Source organism: Photobacterium rosenbergii, assembly GCF_003026455.1.
Classification (GTDB): Bacteria; Pseudomonadota; Gammaproteobacteria; order Enterobacterales; family Vibrionaceae; genus Photobacterium; species Photobacterium rosenbergii.
Window position 1 is genome coordinate 497,356 of sequence record NZ_PYMB01000001.1, and the last position, 20,342, is coordinate 517,697.

General features: G+C 43.3%; 18 protein-coding genes and 1 pseudogene. 17 read left to right on the forward strand and 2 right to left on the reverse strand.

The annotated features are described in order from the left end of the window. The first annotated feature begins 107 nt into the window (after positions 1–107). The 8 genes from C9J01_RS02455 to C9J01_RS02490 all read left to right on the forward strand — a co-directional run bounded on the left by C9J01_RS02455 (position 108) and on the right by C9J01_RS02490 (position 11,983). On the forward strand, positions 108–1,172 hold the full coding sequence (locus tag C9J01_RS02455) for an efflux RND transporter periplasmic adaptor subunit (protein WP_107296511.1): 1,065 nt from the start codon (positions 108–110) through the stop codon (positions 1,170–1,172). 2 nt (positions 1,173–1,174) lie between these two features. Further along, on the forward strand, positions 1,175–2,254 hold the full coding sequence (locus C9J01_RS02460; RefSeq protein WP_107296512.1) for an efflux RND transporter periplasmic adaptor subunit: 1,080 nt from the start codon (positions 1,175–1,177) through the stop codon (positions 2,252–2,254). Positions 2,255–2,259: 5 nt separating this feature from the next. After that, entirely contained in the window at positions 2,260–5,331 is a 3,072-nt protein-coding gene (locus C9J01_RS02465; RefSeq protein WP_107296513.1) for an efflux RND transporter permease subunit, read from the forward strand. 523 nt (positions 5,332–5,854) lie between these two features. Continuing rightward, positions 5,855–6,829, forward strand: a complete 975-nt coding sequence (locus tag C9J01_RS02470; protein ID WP_107296514.1) for an autoinducer 2 ABC transporter substrate-binding protein — start codon at positions 5,855–5,857, stop codon at positions 6,827–6,829. Positions 6,830–6,891: 62 nt separating this feature from the next. Further along, complete coding sequence (locus C9J01_RS02475) at positions 6,892–8,385, forward strand: sugar ABC transporter ATP-binding protein (RefSeq protein ID WP_107296515.1); 1,494 nt, start codon at positions 6,892–6,894, stop codon at positions 8,383–8,385. After that, the gene (locus tag C9J01_RS02480) at positions 8,378–9,376 is read left to right on the forward strand and encodes an ABC transporter permease (protein WP_107296516.1); all 999 of its coding nucleotides are present in this window, start codon (positions 8,378–8,380) and stop codon (positions 9,374–9,376) included. The genes C9J01_RS02475 and C9J01_RS02480 overlap by 8 nt, the downstream gene beginning before the upstream one ends. Beyond that, positions 9,376–10,335 (forward strand): ABC transporter permease, encoded by a 960-nt coding sequence (locus tag C9J01_RS02485; RefSeq protein ID WP_107296517.1) that lies wholly within the window; start codon positions 9,376–9,378, stop codon positions 10,333–10,335. The genes C9J01_RS02480 and C9J01_RS02485 overlap by 1 nt, the downstream gene beginning before the upstream one ends. A 13-nt stretch (positions 10,336–10,348) precedes the next feature. Beyond that, positions 10,349–11,983, forward strand: a complete 1,635-nt coding sequence (locus C9J01_RS02490; RefSeq protein ID WP_107296518.1) for an FGGY-family carbohydrate kinase — start codon at positions 10,349–10,351, stop codon at positions 11,981–11,983. A gap of 108 nt (positions 11,984–12,091) precedes the next feature. Here C9J01_RS02490 and C9J01_RS02495 read toward each other — a convergent pair whose 3' ends face one another. Next, positions 12,092–12,283, reverse strand: coding sequence for a hypothetical protein (locus C9J01_RS02495; protein WP_107296519.1), 192 nt, complete (start codon positions 12,281–12,283; stop codon positions 12,092–12,094). Positions 12,284–12,348: 65 nt separating this feature from the next. Between C9J01_RS02495 and C9J01_RS02500 the strand changes: the two are divergent. Next, positions 12,349–12,612, forward strand: a pseudogene (locus tag C9J01_RS02500) (cupin domain-containing protein); the annotation flags it as partial. A 203-nt stretch (positions 12,613–12,815) separates the two neighbouring features. Here C9J01_RS02500 and C9J01_RS02505 read toward each other — a convergent pair. Beyond that, positions 12,816–14,198 carry a hypothetical protein gene (locus tag C9J01_RS02505; RefSeq protein WP_107296520.1) on the reverse strand — a complete coding sequence of 461 codons (1,383 nt, stop codon included), beginning with the start codon at positions 14,196–14,198 and terminating at the stop codon, positions 12,816–12,818. A gap of 488 nt (positions 14,199–14,686) precedes the next feature. On the opposite strand from C9J01_RS02505, the gene C9J01_RS02515 reads away from it, so the two are divergent. From C9J01_RS02515 to C9J01_RS02550, 8 genes are all read left to right on the forward strand, one after another. Continuing rightward, positions 14,687–15,316, forward strand: coding sequence for a PepSY-associated TM helix domain-containing protein (locus C9J01_RS02515; RefSeq protein ID WP_107296522.1), 630 nt, complete (start codon positions 14,687–14,689; stop codon positions 15,314–15,316). Between the two features lie 24 nt (positions 15,317–15,340). Next, the gene (locus C9J01_RS02520; RefSeq protein WP_107296523.1) at positions 15,341–15,862 is read left to right on the forward strand and encodes a DUF2271 domain-containing protein; all 522 of its coding nucleotides are present in this window, start codon (positions 15,341–15,343) and stop codon (positions 15,860–15,862) included. 29 nt (positions 15,863–15,891) lie between these two features. Beyond that, positions 15,892–16,728, forward strand: coding sequence for a DUF4198 domain-containing protein (locus tag C9J01_RS02525; protein WP_107296524.1), 837 nt, complete (start codon positions 15,892–15,894; stop codon positions 16,726–16,728). Between the two features lie 89 nt (positions 16,729–16,817). Further along, complete coding sequence (locus C9J01_RS02530) at positions 16,818–17,147, forward strand: hypothetical protein (protein ID WP_107296525.1); 330 nt, start codon at positions 16,818–16,820, stop codon at positions 17,145–17,147. Continuing rightward, the gene (locus C9J01_RS02535) at positions 17,144–17,746 is read left to right on the forward strand and encodes a DUF6162 family protein (RefSeq protein WP_107296526.1); all 603 of its coding nucleotides are present in this window, start codon (positions 17,144–17,146) and stop codon (positions 17,744–17,746) included. The genes C9J01_RS02530 and C9J01_RS02535 overlap by 4 nt, the downstream gene beginning before the upstream one ends. Before the next feature lie 30 nt (positions 17,747–17,776). Beyond that, the gene (locus C9J01_RS02540; protein WP_107296527.1) at positions 17,777–18,697 is read left to right on the forward strand and encodes a metal ABC transporter solute-binding protein, Zn/Mn family; all 921 of its coding nucleotides are present in this window, start codon (positions 17,777–17,779) and stop codon (positions 18,695–18,697) included. Then, positions 18,697–19,449: a metal ABC transporter ATP-binding protein gene (locus C9J01_RS02545; protein WP_107296528.1), complete on the forward strand. Its 753-nt coding sequence runs from the start codon at positions 18,697–18,699 to the stop codon at positions 19,447–19,449. Before C9J01_RS02540 ends, C9J01_RS02545 begins: the two co-directional genes overlap by 1 nt. Continuing rightward, positions 19,449–20,324: a metal ABC transporter permease gene (locus C9J01_RS02550; protein WP_107297396.1), complete on the forward strand. Its 876-nt coding sequence runs from the start codon at positions 19,449–19,451 to the stop codon at positions 20,322–20,324. The genes C9J01_RS02545 and C9J01_RS02550 overlap by 1 nt, the downstream gene beginning before the upstream one ends. The last annotated feature ends 18 nt before the right edge of the window (positions 20,325–20,342 follow it).

The following is a 20,342-nucleotide window of genomic DNA, read 5'->3' on the forward strand; positions in this document are numbered from 1 at the left end:
CCTTTTAATTGAAAAGTTAATCTCAGGTTTATATTTTCCAAATTAAACTGATAGATAGGTTATTATTAGATAATTACTAATGTCTTCAATTATCATAAAGCTAAATTATGAAAATACATTACTTAAGGTATGTGTTGATAAGTACTATTGTTGTTTTTCTAACTGCATGTAAATCAGAAAATGAAATTAACAATGTTAACTACCCAACACCTGTCAAACTGTTTCAGATAAATATAGAAAATAAAGATAAAAATATTACTTTACCTGCAACGATTAAAGCTTCTGAGCAATCATTACTTTCTTTCCGTGTCGGTGGGCAAATTAACAAGATGTACGTTAATTCAGGAGATAGAGTAAAAAGAGGAACGCTTTTAGCAACTATAGAGTCTTCTATATACGATCAAGAAGTTAATCTTGCAAAAGCAAATTATGAATTAGCTTTGGTGGTATATAATAGAGCAAAACTTCTGGTTAAGAAGGGGTTTGTTTCAAAATCTGATTATGATACGGCAAAAAGTGAATTGCAAACATCAAAGTCAGCATTAGAGAAGGCACAAAATAATAGAAACTATACTCGTTTAGTATCACCTTTTGATGGTGTGGTTATAACGAAGTATAGTGAAGCCTATGAATTTGCAAGAGAAAAAGAAGTAGTTGTTGGTATTCAAGCAGAATCCATGTTTGATATCAGCTTTCAACTTCCGGAGCAATTTATTTCTTTGATTAGCCAAAAATCAGGAAGTGTTACACCAAATACTAAGGTTAATGTTCAATTTGAGGGAAGTGAACGTTTCTATGATGCAAGTATTAAAGAGATAAATACAGTTGCTGATCAAGCAACCGCAAGTTATACCGTGGTTGCATCTATAACAAAACCCGATGAAATTAATTTACTCCCTGGTATGACTGCTAAGGTCAAATTATCTATCTCAAAGAGTAAAAATTACCGAAAGTCCAAAATACCGGTATCTGCATTGATAAACGAAAATGGTCAAACTTATATTTTTCGTTGGGAACCAGAAGTCAATAAATTAACAAAAGTCGCAATCAAAATAGAAGATAATCAACTGGTTGACGGTTTGAGTGACGGTGATTGGGTTGTTGAAGTTGGTGTGTCTGAGCTTAGGGATGGACAAACGGCAGTACAGTGGATTAAAGAGCGGGGCCTGTAAATATGAAAAAGAAATATTTAACATTAGTATTATTATCGTGTATGAGTTTGATGGCCTGTACTGAAGAAGTTGAAATTAAGAATACAGCCACGAGAGCCGTTGTATACGAACTTCCTAAGCAAAATACCAGCGATGTACATGTATTTACTGGCATAGCAAAAGCACACGAATTGACTGAACTTTCTTTTCGAGTTGACGGGAAGATCGCCTCTATTAAGGTTATCAATGGCCAGCAGGTAAAAACAGGTGAGCTTTTAGCTGTTCTTGATAAAACAGATTATGAAATAAGTGTTAATGATCGTCGGGCTAGGAACGCTAAATCATTAAAGCAATATCAGCGCGCTAAGAAGATGTTGGATAAAAACATGATGTCTCAAGCTGAATATGACAAATTGAAAGCGGAATACCTAGTGGCAAATGCTGAGCTTAAAATGGCTGAGTTACATCTGAAATACACAGAATTACGGGCACCTTTTGATGGCGTTATTGGTGATGTGTACCTCGATGATTTTGAAAATATTCTACCTGGTACTTCAATTTTAAGTATGCACAAACCAAATCACGTTGAGGTGGATGTGCAGGTACCGGATAGCATTGTTGCGTCTTCAAGTCGGGATCAGGCTATGCAAGGTGAGCAAATATTTAATGTAGTTTTCGATGGTTATCCTGACACTGTATTTGAAGCCAAAGTGCTTGAGTTAGGGATGAATAAAGATCCAATTAGTCAGAGCTATATTGCTACGTTGATTGTTAATGCCGATCCTGAACATATCGTGTTAGAAGGTATGCCGGCTAAGGTTTCTGTAGAACTCGCAGGGTTAAATCAACCGTATCAAAGTGAATACCTAGTCCCTTTGAGTGCAATTCAAATGCAAGAGGGAAATTTATTAGATAAAAAAACGGCCAGTGTCTGGGTATATCAAGATGAGAGTCAAACTGTTTCACGACGAGAAGTTCTTTTAGGTAAGCCTGTTGATGGCATGATGAAAATAAAAGCCGGCCTGAATGACGGTGAAATGATTATTTCAGAGGGTGCCTCACGTTTAACTGAAGGCCAGAAAGTTGTAAGGGTGAATGGATAGAGATTATGAACATCGCAAGTTACTTTGTAAAAAATACCATAATCAGTTGGATGTTTACCTTAATTTTGCTTGTTGGCGGTGTCATGTCTTTTCTTGGTCTGGGGCAACTTGAGGATCCGCCCTTTACAATTAAAGATGCTGTTGTGGTAACGCTCTATCCGGGAGCGACGGCAACAGAAGTTGAAGAAGAAGTGACTTACCCGATTGAAAAAGCAATCCAAGCGCTTCCATACGTGGATGAAATAGTCTCCGTAAGCACATCGGGGATGTCTCAAATAACTGTCAGTATTAAAGATACTAACGGTCCAGAAGTATTACCCCAAATATGGGATGAGCTAAGACGGAAAGTGGGCGATATGGTCTACCAACTCCCGCCGGGGGTTCAGACGCCTCTAGTAAATGATGATTTCGGTGATGTATACGGTGTCATGCTGATGGCAACGGGCGATGGTTATAGCTACCAAGAGCTTTTGGATTATGTTGACTATGTTAAGCGTGAACTGGAATTGGTCCCTGGAGTGGGGAAAGTGACACTGGCTGGGCAGCAAGATGAGCAAGTCTTTATCGAAGTGTCATTGAATAAACTTGCCGCTTTCCAGCTCGATCCTTCATTGGTTACTAGCTTACTAGATTCACAAAACATGGTTGTGGATTCAGGTAATATCCGCATTGATAATGAAAACTTAAAAATGCGACCAACAGGGACTTTTGATTCTGTTGAAAAATTGGGTGATCTGATTATTCCAGGAGCGTCGAAGGATAAGCAAATTTTCTTGAAAGATGTGGCGACTATCCATCGTGGATATCAGGATATTCCTAACCATCTTGTTTCTTTCAATCAAAGCCAAGCAATAAACCTCGGCCTTGCCTTTGCTGATGGGGTAAATGTTGTTGAAGTTGGCAAAGCCCTGAATGCCAAACTTGCAGACATAGATTACGCTCGTCCTGCAGGTATGAAAATGGAGGTTATGTATAACCAACCTTTGGAAGTCGATAAGTCGGTTCAAGATTTTGTTATGAACCTTCTCGCTGCAGTCGTGATTGTTATTATTGTTCTGCTGATCTTCATGGGTGTGAAAAGTGGTGTGCTTATTGGAATAATCTTGTTTCTGACCTGCTTAGGAACGTTTATTTTGATGAAGCAGGCAGGGATAGAATTACAGCGAATATCTTTAGGTGCACTTATTATTGCCTTGGGTATGTTGGTGGATAATGCAATTGTCGTTGTCGAAGGGATCCTGATCGGCAGGCAGAAAGGGCAAACAACGTTGGAGTCGGCTAAAAACATTGTTGGTCAGACAATGTGGCCACTGTTAGGCGCAACAATTATTGCTGTAACGGCTTTTGCACCGATTGGCCTTTCACCGGACTCAACCGGTGAATATGCAGGTTCTCTTTTCTGGGTATTACTGTTTTCGTTAATTCTTTCATGGGTAACGGCGATTACGCTGACGCCTTTTTTTGCTAAGTTATTTTTTGATGATAAAGCCCATAAGAGTGGTGATGTTGAACAAGCAGATCCCTACAAGGGTGCATTCTTTACAGGCTATAAGGCTTTGCTTGATCTATGCATGCGTTTTCGATGGGGAGCGATATTGTGTGTGGTAATCGCTTTTGCTATTTCAATTGTTGGTTTTAGCTATGTGAAGCAGTCTTTTTTCCCGTCTTCTACGACACCGATATTTTTGGTCGATGTGTGGTTACCTGAGGGGACAGATATACGAGCGACGCAATCAACCATTGAAGATATGGAAGATATCGCAACAAAATTAGAAGATGTTGAGTTTGTATCCTCTTCTGTTGGTAAGGGCTTTCAGCGATTCATGCTGACTTACGAACCTCAGAAAAGTTATGCGGCATATGCGCAATTAGCAATTCGGACCTCTGAGTTTAATACGCTTGAGCCTGTTATGAAAACCTACCGTCGCCAAATTGAGGCTGAGTTTCCACAGGCACAATTTAAGTTCAAAAGGTTAGAAAACGGGCCTTCAACGGATGCGAAAATCGAAGCAAGGATTCAAGGAGCAGATCCGGATAAATTACGTGAGATTGCTGTTGAGGTAATGTCCATCCTTAACAATACTCCCGGAACTGTCAACGTCCGCCATGACTGGCGGGAAAGATCGAAGTTTATAGAGCCGCAATTTAACGAGTTACAGGCTCGTCGATTAGGTATAACCAAAACAGATGTTGAGAATACCTTGAACCAAGCTTTTGCAGGGATGAAAGTGGGCTTATATCGTGAAGGAACGCATTTATTACCAATTATCTCACGTCTTCCAGACGAAGAGCGTGTTGATATTAATTCTCTCGATAGTTTACGAATTTGGAGTCCTGCACTTGCTACGTATGTGCCATTACAACAGGCTGTGAGTGGTTTTGATGTGAAGTTTGAAGATCCTATCATTCAACGTCGAGATAGAAAGAGGACATTGACCGTGTTCGCGGATGCCGACTTTGAATACGATATCTTGCCATCTGAGTTGTTTGAAAAGATCCGTCCTCAGGTAGAAGCGATAGAGCTACCACCGGGTTATGAATTATCTTGGGGAGGTGAGCACGAGTCATCAACTGATGCAGGTAATGCTTTATTCGCATCGCTACCAATGGGCTTTGCTGTGATGTTTTTAATTACCGTCGTGTTATTTAACTCGATACGTAAGCCATTAGTCATTTGGTGCAGTGTGCCACTGGCAATGATTGGTATAACGCTGGGATTGCTTGTGATGGGGACGCCTTTTGGCTTTATGGCGCTTCTTGCGATGTTGAGCCTGTCTGGCATGTTGCTGAAAAATGGCATTGTTTTGTTGGATCAAATAAACATCGATATTGCAGAGGGTAAAGAGCCTTTCCAGGCTGTATTTGAGTCAACGGTGAGCCGTGTCCGTCCTGTGTGTATGGCTGCAATTACGACGATACTTGGTATGTTGCCTTTGGTAACCGATGCCTTCTTCGAATCTATGGCTGCAGTTATCATGTTTGGCCTTGGTGTTGCTACCATTTTGACTCTGCTTATAGTGCCTGTGATTTATATTATCTTCTTTAGAATACCTTACCGTAGCTATAAAACATTTTAGCGTTTAATATTCGGCCTTTTATTAGCCCCTGCTAATAAAAGGCCGAATCTCTGTATTAATCATATTGAATTGATATTGTTGTAAATAAACAACAGCATAGGAGGCTATCATTTGAACCTACTGAGTTCACAAGAAATCTTGTTGGGTTGAGTTCACAAAATTGATGAATGTTGCTGTAATAACACTAACTAAATTTGGCAATTATCAACTTATTGAATGATTGTGTTTGAATTAATCAGTATGTGGTTACTGATAAAGTTTGATTTGTTTGTATTAAATGGCATTTGTTTTTGTGTTGTTAATTTTTAGTTATATCTTGTTTGCTGCTACGCGAAGGATCTTTGGTTTAAATTACGTAAGCCCTCCCTTTTAACAAATTTGTATCAGCATAATTTCCCTATGGTTACACTAATGTGCCTGTATCACAAAATAGGTGCCCCTTTCAGTTTGTTCCTCAGTGATCCTTCATATTTGTCTCATCGAATCCCCAATACCCTATACGCATAATAAAGGATTGATAACGATGAAAAAGGTCTTATTCAATGTCGCGGCTCTTACACTCGCGTTAGCAACTGCAGGTGTTCAGGCGAAAGACTATGAAATTGTGAACGTCGTGAAAGTTTCTGGTATCCCTTGGTTTAACCAAATGAATAAAGGTATTGAGCAAGCAGCCGATGATTTTGGTGTTAATGCTCGCCAGCTTGGTCCATCAACACCTGATCCAGCACAACAGGTCAAGATTATTGAAGACTTGATCGCTAAAGGGGTTGATGCAATTACCGTTGTCCCTAATGACGTCACCGTTTTGGAACCTGTCTTTAAGAAAGCTCGCGAAAGAGGGATCATTGTCCTGACTCACGAATCACCAGATGGCCACAGTGCTGACTGGGATATTGAAACTATCGATAATAAAGCTTATGCAAAAGCAACGATGGATGAGCTTGCGAAAAATATGGGTGAGAAGGGCGGTTACGCGGTTTATGTTGGTTCTCTAACCGTACCACTTCACAACAACTGGGCAAACTTGGCAATTGATTATCAAAAGCAGGCATACCCAGAGATGTATGAAGTGACCAATCGAATGCCGGTTGCTGAAAGTATTGATGCATCATATGCGGCAACCAACGACCTAATGAAGGCACACCCTGATATGACGGGCATTGTATCCTACGGTTCACTGGGTGCAATCGGTGCTGGTGAAGCTATTAAGAAGAAACGTGCCAAAAATAAAATGAGTACAGTAGGCATCATGATGCCGAGCCAAGCAGCTCCTTATTTGCTCCGAGGTGAAATCGATAAAGGTTTCCTTTGGAACCCTGCCGATGCTGGCTATGCAATGGTGGCCGTTGCAAAACAAATGCTAGATGGCCAGAAAGTGGCTGATGGAGTAACTGTAAATAATCTAGGTGTTGCAGAAATCGATAAAGAAAACCGTGTCATTAAGTTTAATAAGATCCTTGAAGTGGATAAATCTAATGCACGTGAATTAGGTTTCTAATTTCTTTATCGAAAAATCTTATATAGGGCAGTGCAATGCTGCCCTCTAGCTGGAAATCCATCATGTCAAACGAAGCATTTATTACCTTAAAACGGGTATCCAAGCACTTTGGTTCCGTTAAGGCCCTTGATGGCATTAACCTGACTTTTAATGAAGGTGAAGTCCACTGCCTTGCAGGAAAAAACGGTTGTGGCAAAAGTACCTTATTCAAAGTGATTTCAGGTGTACATGATCCTGAAAAGGGCGCCGAAATTATTATTAACGGAAAAAGTTATTCACGCCTAACCCCACAACAATCGATAGAGCACGGTATTCAGGTGATATACCAGGACTTATCGTTATTTCCTAATCTCACTGTTGCTGAAAATATTGCAGTTCAAGACCATATGGCATGGACGAAAGGGTTGGTGAAGCAATCTCGAATCAATGCGATTGCCAAGTCAGCGATGGAAAAGGTTGGGGTTAAACTCCCTTTGGGCAGACGTGTCGAGCAACTTTCTATCGCTGAATGCCAATTAGTGGCAATTTGTCGAGCGATGGCTTCTGATGCCAAATTGGTGATTATGGATGAACCAACGGCTTCGCTGACACGCACTGAAGTGAATAACCTTATTGCCGTAGTTGCTGATCTTAAATCAAAAGGTGTGACAGTTGTTTTTGTCAGTCACAAGCTTGATGAAGTTATGGAAATTTCTGACCGTATTACGGTTATTCGAGACGGCAAAACGATTGGGACATATCCTGCAGAAGAGATAGACAGTGATGAGTTGGCTTTTTTGATGACTGGCCAACGTTTTGAATTCTCACCCCTCGAAGAATATCAACAACAGGGAGAGGTGAAGCTAGAGGTTTCTGGCTTAACCAAGAAAGGGCAATTTAAAGATATCGACCTTCAAGTCCGAGCCGGAGAAATTGTATCTATTACAGGTTTGTTGGGTTCCGGTCGAACAGAATTATGTTTGGCACTATTTGGTATGACAAAGCCAGATACTGGCGAAATAAAGTTGAACGGCAAGCCAGTATCGTTTCGCTCCAACCGTGATGCCATTGCTCATGGTATCGGTTATGTCTCTGAAGACAGGATGAGTACCGGGTTAGTGATGGAGCAAACTATTCAGGATAATACGACAGCGGCTGTTTTACCTCGACTAAAGCGCAGCAATGGCTTTCTCGACCACACCAAGGCAAAAGAACTCGTTCGCAAGCTTATCTCTTCACTCTCAATTAAAGTTGCCGATCCCATGTTGCCAGTAACGAGTCTCTCTGGGGGGAACGCACAGCGTATCTCGATCGCAAAATGGATTGCCGCTGAGCCGGATGTGTTAATTCTTGATTCCCCAACGGTGGGTGTCGATGTAGCTAATAAAGAGAGTATTTACCAAATTGCCAAAGACCTTGCAGCAAAAGGGATGGCAATCATCATGGTTAGTGACGAGATCCCCGAGGTGTTCTACAACAGCCATCGTGTCATTGTGATGAAAGAAGGGCAATTCACCCATGACTTTCACCCAGTATCCACTACCGAGCAAGAAATTATGGAGGCCGTCAATGCCTGATCAAATGCGTTTTCACTGGAGGGCTTTATCCCAGCGGCATGAATTCTACCTTGCTTTGTTGATCGGCCTGATGGTTATCGGGTTGAGTCTTGCTTCAGAGGACTTTTTTACGCTGGGTAATATTTTTGACATGTCTGTCAGTTCAGCGATTTTGGGCATTATGGCATGCGGGCTATTTGTTGTTTTAATTGCTGGTGGCATTGATATTTCATTCCCTGCTACAGCCGCGATTTCCCAATATGTGATGGCAACCTATGTACTATCGGTAGGAGGGAATTTTTTCATCGCATTTTTGATTGCAGCAGTCGTTGGTGTCGCACTTGGGATTGTTAACGCCATACTGGTGTACAAGCTAAAAGTGCCCGCAATCATAATTACTATTTCTACCTTGAACCTGTTCTTTGGCTTGCTTATTTACTTTACAGATGGGGCATGGCTGTATGGTTTCCCAGAATGGTTCATGGACGGAGTAGAGCTGTTTACCTTTGTCGGCAGTGATGGCTACGATTATGGTCTTTCACTTCCTATTATCACGCTATTAGCTGTTATTTTATTCACTTCATTTTTGATGTCTAAGACGCGCCTCGGCCGTCAGATCTATGCGATGGGAGGCAATGCAGACGCAGCAAGTCGCATTGGTATCAACTTGTTTGCTATCCACTTGTTTGTGTACGGGTATATGGGAGCACTGGCAGGTATAGCAGCCGTGGTCCAAACCCAAATCACCCAGTCGGTTGCTCCAAACTCGTTGATGGGTTTCGAACTCACCGTTTTAGCAGCCGTGGTGTTAGGTGGCACTAGTATGACCGGCGGTAAAGGGACATTAATGGGGGTTGCACTAGGTGTCGCTTTGCTGGCCATTATGAAAAATGGTTTGACCCTGCTCGGGGTTCCCTCTTATTGGCATACGGTTGTTACCGGCCTCATCATTGTATTCAGTATCAGTATGACGGCACTGAATGAAAAGAAACAAACATTGCAGGAGGCGTAATGGATCAGGTTCTGAACGCGCTAAAGCTTCCGACAGATAGAAATATACGCTATTTGTTAGTTATCCTCTTGGGGATCATTGCGTTGATGGCGCTAACAAGCGGCGATACGTTTTTCTCCTTCGCGAATTTACAGTCGATGTCCTCACAAATGCCTTTGCTGGGAATGCTCGCCCTTGCTATGGCTGTCTGCATGCTAACCGGGGGGATTAACTTATCGATTATTGCGACAACGAATGCCTGCAGTTTAGTGATGGCGAGTGTTATTACCATGGCTCCTGAAAATGGCATGGTAGTTCTGCTGGCATTGTTGGCCGGCCTGATTACAGCCATTGTGATTGGACTGGTGAACGGTGCTCTAATTGCCTACGTCGGTGTTTCACCAATCTTGGCAACCCTCGGAATGATGACATTAATCAATGGCCTGAATGTCTTAATCTCCGGAGGGAGTGTAATTTCAGGCTTCCCTCAAGCCTTGTTGGTGCTGGGTAATGGTTCTTTTATTGGCATCCCAATGCCGCTGATATTATTTGTAGCGTTTGCCATTGGTATGTGGGTATTGCTTGAACACACCAGTTTGGGGCGCACCATCTACTTGATGGGCTCGAATGAGAAAGCAACACGGTTCTCTGGCATTAACACACAAAAGGCAGTGTTATATGTCTATGCCATCTCATCGATATTGTGCTGGGTTGCCGCTTTGATCATGATGGCAAAATTCAACTCGGCCAAAGCGGGTTATGGCGAATCATATTTGCTAATCGCAATTTTGGCTTCAGTGCTCGGTGGAATTAATCCTGACGGTGGCTTTGGCCGGATCATCGGTATTGCTTTGGCATTAATTGTATTGCAGACGTTGGAAAGCGGTTTGAACCTATTGGGTGTCAGTAGCTATCTAACCATGGCTCTTTGGGGCGGCATTCTTATTCTATTCATTGCCCTACAAAAACGAAAAGCTTAGCGGAGAGAGCAAGATGAGTATTTATTTTATTGGCGTTGATGTTGGTAGTGGCAGCGCACGGGCTGGTGTTTTCGATGCCTCTGGTCGAAAAGTCGGTGAAGCAAAACGTGATACACAGATGTTTAAACCTCGTGCAGATTTTGTCGAGCAGTCATCTGAAGACATTTGGCAAAGTGTCTGTATGGCAGTGAAGGATGCGGTATCTCAAGCCAATATCGATCCTATTCAAGTCAAAGGCATTGGTTTTGATGCGACCTGTTCGTTGGTTGTACTGGATAAAAAAGGCCAACCGCTGACAGTGAGTCCGACAGGGCGCAGTGAACAAAACATTATTATGTGGATGGATCATAGGGCCATTGCACAAGCTGAGCGTATCAATGCGACCAAGCATCCTGTGTTAGCTTACGTTGGTAATCGTATTTCACCGGAAATGGAAACGCCTAAATTACTTTGGCTAAAAGAAAACATGCCCAACACCTGGTCTCAGGCGGGTTACTTCTTTGATTTACCAGACTTTCTAACTTGGAAATCGACTTTCGATGATAGTCGCTCTCTGTGTTCCACTGTGTGTAAATGGACATACCTTGGTCATGAAGGTAAGTGGGATAAGCAATACTTTGAGCAAATTGGCTTAGATGACTTGCTTGTGGATGGTGCGAAGACAATAGGTAACACAATTAAGCCAATGGGAGAACCTGTCGGGCAAGGACTGACTCCTCACGCTGCAGATGATCTGGGCTTGGTTAGGGGCACACCTGTAGGTACATCGATCATTGATGCCCATGCGGGTGGCATTGGTGTGCTAGGTGCGGCAGGTATGACGGGTGAAAGTGCCGACTTTAACAAGCGATTGGCTTTGATTGGCGGCACATCCTCATGTCATATGGCGGCTTCCAAAACAGCTCGATTCATTGATGGGGTATGGGGCGCTTACTACGGTGCGATGATCCCGGGGTATTGGCTTAACGAAGGCGGCCAGTCGGCAACAGGTGCCTTAATAGATCATATCATAAGTTCTGATCCGCTATACGATCAGTTAAAAGCACAGGCGGTCCAAGAAGGCATAACAGTCTATCAACTGTTGAATGATCACCTGCTGAAGTTAGCTGGTAGCAAGGAAGAAATTGCTTTCCTGACCAAAGATATCCACGTATTGCCATACTTTCACGGCAACAGGTCACCCCGTGCTAACCCCAACCTGACTGGAACGATCACGGGCTTGAAAATGTCGAAGACAATCGATGATACTGCGTTGGCCTATTTAGCAACTATCCAAGCCATTGCATTGGGTACTCGGCATATCATTGAAGTTATGAACCAGTCTGGTTATGAGATTGACACTATCATGGCCTGCGGTGGGGGAACAAAGAACACGATTTTCCTCCAAGAGCATGCCAATGCAACGGGTTGTGTCATGCTACTGCCTGAAGAAAGTGAAGCCGTGCTATTGGGCTCTGCAATGCTGGGTTCGGTAGCTGCCGGTTTCCATACCGATATTCCAAGCGCAATGAATGCCATGAGCCGTATCGGAAAAACCGTGACGCCGCAAACCGACAGAATCAAGCGCTTCTATGATATGAAATACCAGGTGTTCCATCAGATGTACGAAGATGATGTGAAATATAAGCATCTGATGTCTGAATTCTAAATTAAAAGTAAATGAAATTTAACGGCCTCAACTTGAGGCCGTTTTGTTTGTACCAAGGTGAATCTAGCTTTGTGCGGCATATCTTTTTGCTCGTCACTGATAACCAACTCACTCCAAAAAGTGCTTATTGCCGAGTTCAACTGCGCCAACTTCTGTGAGATCAACGAAAAGTTTGTTACTTTCACCTAAACCCATTTGATCGGTTATATCGTTTGGCACTTCAATCAACTCAGCAACAGCCCCATGCCTCATATCTTGAATATCTTCAACAATGTACTTTTGTTGGTAAACTTCACTCATACTAATGTCCTTTAGAAATGATTTAGTATAAGTATAGATATTGTTTTTACTCACTTTCTGTTTATATGAAAAATAGCCTATCCATCCGCACCTACACCAAGCGCTTTAACTCTCATGTTCATGCCGGTTACCATCAATTGGTACTGCCAATCCAAGGTAATATCCATATCGATATGAACGGCTTTGTCGGTAGAGTGACTGTAGGCGAGTGTGTCGTTATCCCCAAAAGCGTCTTACATGGCTTTAATGCTGATGAGGCAGCACGGTTTATCGTTGCGGATCTCGATCAGCTCCCACCACATTTGATCAGTGATAAGTTGGCTGTTTTTCACTTACTCAAAACAACCCATATGGACTGTTGCTATGAAGCATACACATAAAGTGTGTATTCGTCATGGTTAGCTGATTGGTTACAAAAACAAGTGCCGATAATCGCTAATTGTCGTCTTTATTTTTAATTACATGTATAGATAAAAGATACGGAATGAGTACAACGCTATACACATTCCGCGTCAAATATTATATGGATCGTTTATTTATTCAGGATATATTTGTTAGCGATATATGTGGCGAAATCAGTTGTTACCATTGTGTAGTCATATGTTAGCCAGTTTGTGATTTCACTAATAGGAAACTCGAAGTGAGGCATGATGTTGAAATTTTCATCATTAGTCCAACCACTGCACAACATCATTTTATGATCTTCGCTTGGCTTACAATTAAACGATACATCAACTGATAGGTACACGGTATTTCGATTGAAGCTCTTACGTCGGTCGATATGGATGTTAGGATAATGCTCACCTGCGTAGTGATACATTCTGAACGACCAGTTAGATTCAAAGCTAGTCCAGTCACTTCCTTGTGCCATATCGTCACGTACATTTGCATACTGGCTCAAACTCCAATAGTCCCCTGAAGTTGATACGGCGAAGTGAGTTGTAAGTTCTACACCTCGTGTTTGGTCACCTCGATAGTTTCCATCGTCATCTTCAAACACCTGATGATTTAGTTCTCGGATACTAACACTCTTATCAGTGGCTATACGTTCACCATTAACTATTTTGTAATTAGCATTTATATAGCCCTCAGTTACATACTCTAGATCAAAGGTATGATCGCCATTACCGCGATCACTAATACAATTTACCCACCCATCTATATGGGTTCCAGTGAGACAGAACTGGTACATGCTATGTTGTATAGAGTGATCCTCATACTGCATTGCCCAGTACTCTTCTTGCTGATATGGTGGTAGAACTTCAATCGGTTCTATCAAAACATTACAGCTATCATCCAGATAGCATTCGTCAATAGGGCGACCGACTTCAATAGGATCAATCCAACGGTCTTCTGGCTCACCGACATCAATCGGGTCAATAAATTTACATTCGTAATCTTCACAAGGAACAAGAGGCTCACCGCTAATAGGGGCTACGATTACATCTTCAATAGGTGGAAGTTCACCATTATCTGGGTCTTGAGGGTTAATCCAACGATCCTCTGGTTCAGGGTATTTGTCAATCGGACCAATACTAGGAGGGGTTACTGGGTCTATCCAATCTTGAATAGGATCTACACCAAATCCAGGGTCTTGAGGATCAATTGCTATAGGATCAGGGATTACTATTACATCACCATTGTTGTTCTTGATGTAATTAGCTAGGCGCTCACCGTTCCGAACCGGATCTAAACCGAAGCCAGGATCAATTGGGTTGATATATTCCAGCGGAGGAGGTGGTGGTAGTACTACATCAATCGGATCGACTATCACATCTTCAGGAATCGGTTCTGAGGGATTGATAGGTGAAACTGGTATTTTTGGATTTGTAGGCTCTTGGATTGGCTCTGAAGAGCTATCAGAACCACAGCCAACTAGTGATGTAATTGTTGCTGCAAGGATTAATTTCTTCATTAGATTCCCCCCACTTTATAAAAGTACTTAATACGAATTAGCGGGATACTAACCCGTACCTAATACCCTTTCAAGTCTGCGTTTCATGGTTTCACTAGTCTTCTAATACATAAACTACAAAAAAGATCGTTATTTTATAACTTGAACAGAAATATCATTTAGGATTTGCTGAACTTATCTGGTAATAGGCTCCCATTAGCCAAAATACAATATCTTCCTTACTTAATAGTCTTTTGATGTAGTTGGATGAGTAAACTTGAACGTTAGGTATGAGTTTTTGCGATACCTCAAAAAATCCATAAAATGCTAATTTGGTAAAGCAACTGATAGTAGTGATGAATTTTTTCAGGCTTTTATTGCTCTTTTGATCCCAAATCCCCCGTACTGCCAACCCTTTACATTCGTAAACAATGTAAATTTCATGCCAATGAAAACGATTATCAATTATGTTATGCAGCATAAGATAGTCACTATACGTTTAATTGACCATGCTATTGAAAAGTAAAGCGGTTCAACTCTGGGCCCGACGCCTGCATATCTATGTGTCTATGGCGCTGCTGCTTGTTGTGCTGTTTTTCTCGGTAACAGGGATAACGCTCAATCGCCCTGAACTGTTTGTAAAAAGCCAGCCGACGGTGGATTCGTTGAGCTTGGCACTGCCGAATTCTTTGATGAACAGTGGCAGCAGGGCTTTTGTTCCGGATGAACAGGCTTTGCTTGAGTTTCTTGATGCCAATGCTGCTATTTCAGGAATGCCTTCAGCGATGGAAGTCTTTACAGAGGTTGAAGATGGCGAGTTGCTCGAGGGTGAGATAGCCCTCGACTACAAAGGCCCTGGCTACAACGCAACAGTGTTCATTGATTTGCTCAATCAGCAAGCCGAAATCGAAAAAAACCATTACGGCATAGTCGCTGTATTGAATGACCTGCACAAAGGAAGAAACAGTGGTGAGGTCTGGAAGTGGTTTATTGATATTACCGCTTTGTTGATGGTCTTTTTTGTGCTTACCGGTGTATGCCTGCTGCTGCCGAAAAAGAAAACATTGAATACCTCAATGAAATGGATGGCTCTTGGCTCGCTGACAACGTTATTTATTTTTATTTTCGCTGTGCCTTAACCGGCAATTTAACAAGGAACACCCATGAATGCTTTTGCAAAATCGCTAGCCAGTTTGACTTTGGCTTTCCCGATTGCATTTACGGCTATCGCCAAACCTATTCCGGAAACGGCAACAATGGATGTGGAGTTTCAATTACCAAAGATTGATACCGCTATGTACGCCCGGCCATATGTTGCTGTTTGGATTGAAGACAGTAACCGCAAACCAGTAAGAACAGTCCAGTTGTGGGTTGGTAAAGACGAATGGCTGAAAGATTTGCGCAGTTGGTGGCGTAAAGTTGGTCGATATGACCGTGAGTTGGTTGATGCTGTTACATCGGCGACTCGACCTGCCGGAGAGTACCGTTTTGTTTGGGATGGATTAGATGATAGCGGAAAACGAGTAGAGCAGGGTGAATATACCTTCTATGTCGAAGTCGTTCGTGAGCACGGTGGTCGTAATTATCTGCGAGAGAAAATGACACTGGCTGAAGTCGACTTTACACAGCACCTTAAGCCGACTGAAGAAACCGGTGATATCCGCATTCAGTATTCAGTGAAATAAAAGATTTAATACAATTCGAGAATTATAAAATGATTAAACGTTCACAATTTAAGGCAGCGACGGTTGCTTGCGTTTTGCTAGCTGGAATGGCAGTCAGTGCGACTGCAAATGCCCACCCGCGTTGGATTCTACCATCCCATTTTACCGTATCTAAAGAGGGTGGCGATTGGCTTACTTTTGACGTGACCGCGTCACATGGCACGTTTGTGTTCGACAAGCCAGCAGGCAGTGAAACAGGACAGATCGTCATGCCTGATGGTCGAATTCAATACCCGTCTTATGTCACTAAGGGGAAACGTCGTTCTATCTTTGATTTTTACTTCGAAGAAGAGGGCACCCACAAGGTCCGCGTCAATAATGTTCCGTCTTACTACACCCAGTACAAGGCTGGTCGCCGTGATACCGTGAAGTGGGTTAAGGCGCACAAAGCTGAACGCGATCAAGTACTACCAAAGAAATCGCGTGATGTGGTCACTCAGTTGAGCTACACACGTGCAGAAACATATGTCACAGTCGGAAAGCCTTCAGAAAAAGCATTTGAACTTGAAGGTAAATACCTTGAACTTGTCCCAGTTACCCATCCTGCCGACATCGTTGAAGGTGAGGAAGTCACCTTCCAGTTTTTCTTCAACGGCGAACCGCAGCAGGGCGTGACGGCAGAAATTACCCGAGAAGGGACACTTTACCGTAACCACCAAGAACAAATCGATGTGGTAAGTGATGAACAAGGGATGGTGAGTTTCGTACCTGAACATGCAGGCCGTTGGTTGCTAAAAGCAAACTACAAAGGCGAACTTGAAAACAACGCTCTTGCCGATCGCGCCAGTGTCAATGTCCACCTGACATTTGAGGCTGTACTGCAATAAAACCGGCTTTTGGCCTGAACACACTTCAATAAAGCATTGCAAATGGCCTGTATTCCGTGGCGGGCCATTCATTTCGAGATGAGATAGTAATGAATCAATTTACTAAAAACCTATTGGTAGGTTCGGTATTTGTGGCCGGCGTATTGAACGCAAGCAGAGTATTTGCACATTTTCCCCTGATGAGTTGTTGGCTGGAAGCAAAGAAGGTGGTTTGCCAATCCGGATACAGTGATGGTAGTGAAGCTGTGGACTATGCGGTAGAGATGTTCGATTACGATGACAATTTAATTGCCCGCTCAATCACTGATAAACGCTCTATCGCTGAGTTCGAAATGCCTGCAGATGATTTTTATTTGGTTTTCGACGCCGGACATGAAAGCCCTGTCGAAGTTGATGTTGTCGAGATTGAAGAGAAATGATCACTGAATCGGTAAAAGCAGATGATGGTGGTACGGAAGGTAAATGGGTCGCGCTGGCGATTGCAGTTATCCTGGTGATAGCCTTTTTTGCCTTGCCTTATCACCAAGCGGGGAAGGTAGAAGACAAGCTTGAGAGTTACCAAGTTTCAATTAACGAAATACCGTCTTCACAATTGGCTATGATTGCGGAACTTCGCTTGGCACATGAAGAAATCCGTAATGTATTTCAGGATAACCTCGACAGTGCACTGGTTTCTGAACAAGTCATTTCTAATTCGCACTGGCCTTTGGTCGATGAGCTTGAGTCTTTCTGGCTTGCCCCATTTATCAAAGATAAAAGCTGGCAGCACAAAGGGCGTCACCTGTGGGAAATGGTGGCAGAAGGCGTTTACTTGGGTGTGCCGCAGGAGCTAGGCCCGAATCAAGAAAATACTGCCATTGTCCTAATCAGTACTGAGATTGAACCTATTATCTGGTTCAAATCAACGTCAGTTGAAAAAGCTATTGAAACACCTTCTTCGTTTACCTCTTCGGCATTGGCTGAATTTGGCTGGTCTCAAGTCTCTTTCCCAGACAGTAAACATCGCCACTCACACTAAATAGCAATCCACTGACTATTTGGAAAATAAATGAAAACTACAAACCTAATCTTTAAAGGGCTTCTATGCAGTGCACTGATGCTCGCGCTCTCAACACAAGTTTATGCGGCTGAAAAGCTCAATATCGGTATCACGCTGCAACCTTACTATAGCTACGTTAAAGCTGTTGTTGGTGACAAAGCCAACATCGTTCCACTTGTTGATGCAGGGTTTAATCCTCACAACTACCAGCCGCAACCCAATGATCTCCGTCGACTAAATCAGATGGATATAATTGTGGTCAATGGTATTGGCCATGACGATTTCGCTCTGAAGGTCATTGCCGCGGCAAACCGTGATGATTTGGTCGTTATTGAGGCCAACAAAGATGTCCCTCTGCTGCCAGCTATGGGTCAGTCAGTGGGTGATGGCGCGGTCAACCCCCATACCTTCGTCGGGCTTTCTACCACTATCCAGAAGGTCTACACCATTGCCAATGAGCTATCGAAATTAGATCCGGAGAATGCCCGTTTCTATCGCAGCAATGCCAGAAAGTACTCTCTTGCTTTCCGTAAGTTAAAACATGAGGCCATGGTCGAGCTTGGTGATCTGGACACCAGCGGTATGGTTGTTGCCACAACCCACAATGCTTATGGTTATTTGCTGCAGGAGTTCGGCGTAGACGTTGCAGCAGTCATCGAGCCTGCGCACGGTGTCGAGCCAAGTGCTAGCCAGTTACAGGAGACTATTACGAAGATCCGGCAATCAGGTATCGATGTGTTGTTTTATGAACTGAACATGCCTAACCGCTATGTCGACACCATTGAGGAAGCCACCAGTGTTCAGCTTTACCGTTTTTCACACATGACGCATGGTCCTTACGAAGCTGGCAAGGTCGAAAAGGAAATGAAAGAAAACCTCGACACCTTAATCGAAGCCATGCAGTTTGTCGCCAAAAGGAAGGTAAGTTAATGGTCGGCCCGAGTATTTCGCTGAAAAACGTCAACCTGCAGTATGGCGATAACCAAATTCTCCATGAAATCAATCATCAGTTTGAAGCCGGCCAGTGTCATGTTGTGATGGGGCCTAATGGTGGTGGCAAAACGTCTTTATTGCGTTCGATATTGGGGCTGACACCGTTTACCGGCAATATCGATATTCACTGGTCTGGTCGCAAAGGGAAAGTTGGCTATGTTCCTCAAAAAGCCGTATTCGAGTCGAGCCTACCGTTAACTGTGATGGACTTTATCTTACTTAACCAAAGCCGCACGCCGCTGTTTTGGTCTCGTTGGCGGAATCTATCCAAGCAGCGAAGCTTTGCCCTCGAACAACTTGAGCGCGTCGGTATGGTCGAACGTGCCGAGCGCAGAATGGGGCAGTTGTCAGGCGGTGAACAACAGCGTGTCCTGTTTGCACAGGCCTTACTGGATAACCCTGATCTACTGGTGTTGGACGAACCAACTACCGGCATGGACGAGCAGGGGGTGCGCTACCTTGAGTCCCTTATTATGGAACTTGTCACAGAAGGTAAAACCCTGCTAGCTGTACACCACGATGTTTCTGCGGTTAGACGCCTACAAGCTAGGGTTCACGTGGTGAACCGCCAGCTTGTGGATAGCGGTTCTGTGCAGGAGGTTTTGACTCCTGAAAAAGTAGAAAGGCTTTTTAATCACTATTCCTGTTCGAATGTTGATGTGATGAAGAAACAAGGTAAAGCAGCATGATGGATTCAATACGCCAATTGGCACTTGCCGGGGTTGAAGCCGGATGGCTGAGCGAGAGCTTTTCGTATGCGTTTTTGGTTAATGCCGTTGTTGCAGCGTTGCTAGTAGGCCCTTTGCTTGGTGGTTTGGGAACGTTAGTTATTGCCAAGCGTTTGGCTTTCTTTTCAGAAGCTGTAGGCCATGCAGCTCTTACGGGTATTGCGTTGGGCGTACTATTAGGTGAACCGCCTGAAAACCCGATCATTGGTTTGTTCTGCTTCTGTATGGTGTTTGCACTGCTGCTGCATTTTGTCCGGAACCGTACCAACGTACCTTATGATACCTTGGTAGGCGTTTTTTTGGCATTGGCGCTTGCGGTAGGCGCTGCAATGCTGATGTATGTCGCGCGAAAAATTAACATCCACATGCTTGAAAATGTACTGTTTGGTTCGATCTTAACGGTCACAGATCAAGATATTTTGATTCTGGCATTGAGCTGTTTGTTGATCATCTTGGTCCTCATACCGACCTTCAACCGAATCCTACTTACTTGCATTAGTCCTGATATAGCAAGGGTGCGTGGTCATGCAACGCACTTTTATGATTACCTGTTTGTCATGATGATCACCTTGGTAACGATCGCGTCCGTGAAGATTATCGGCGCCGTACTTGTTGGTGCGCTGTTACTGATCCCCGGGGCGACTGCCCGCCTGATGACGAAGAACATGGGGGACTTTGTCCTGGTTTCAGCCTTACTGGCAACAGTGAGTTGCTTGGTTGGGACGATTTTACCGATGGAGCTAGAGGTGCCTGTTCCATCAGGCGCTGCGATTATTATTGTCTCGGCCTTCTTCTTCCTTGTAGCGACAAGCTATCGAATTGTACGTAAAAGCTAGTATAGATATGGAATTTGA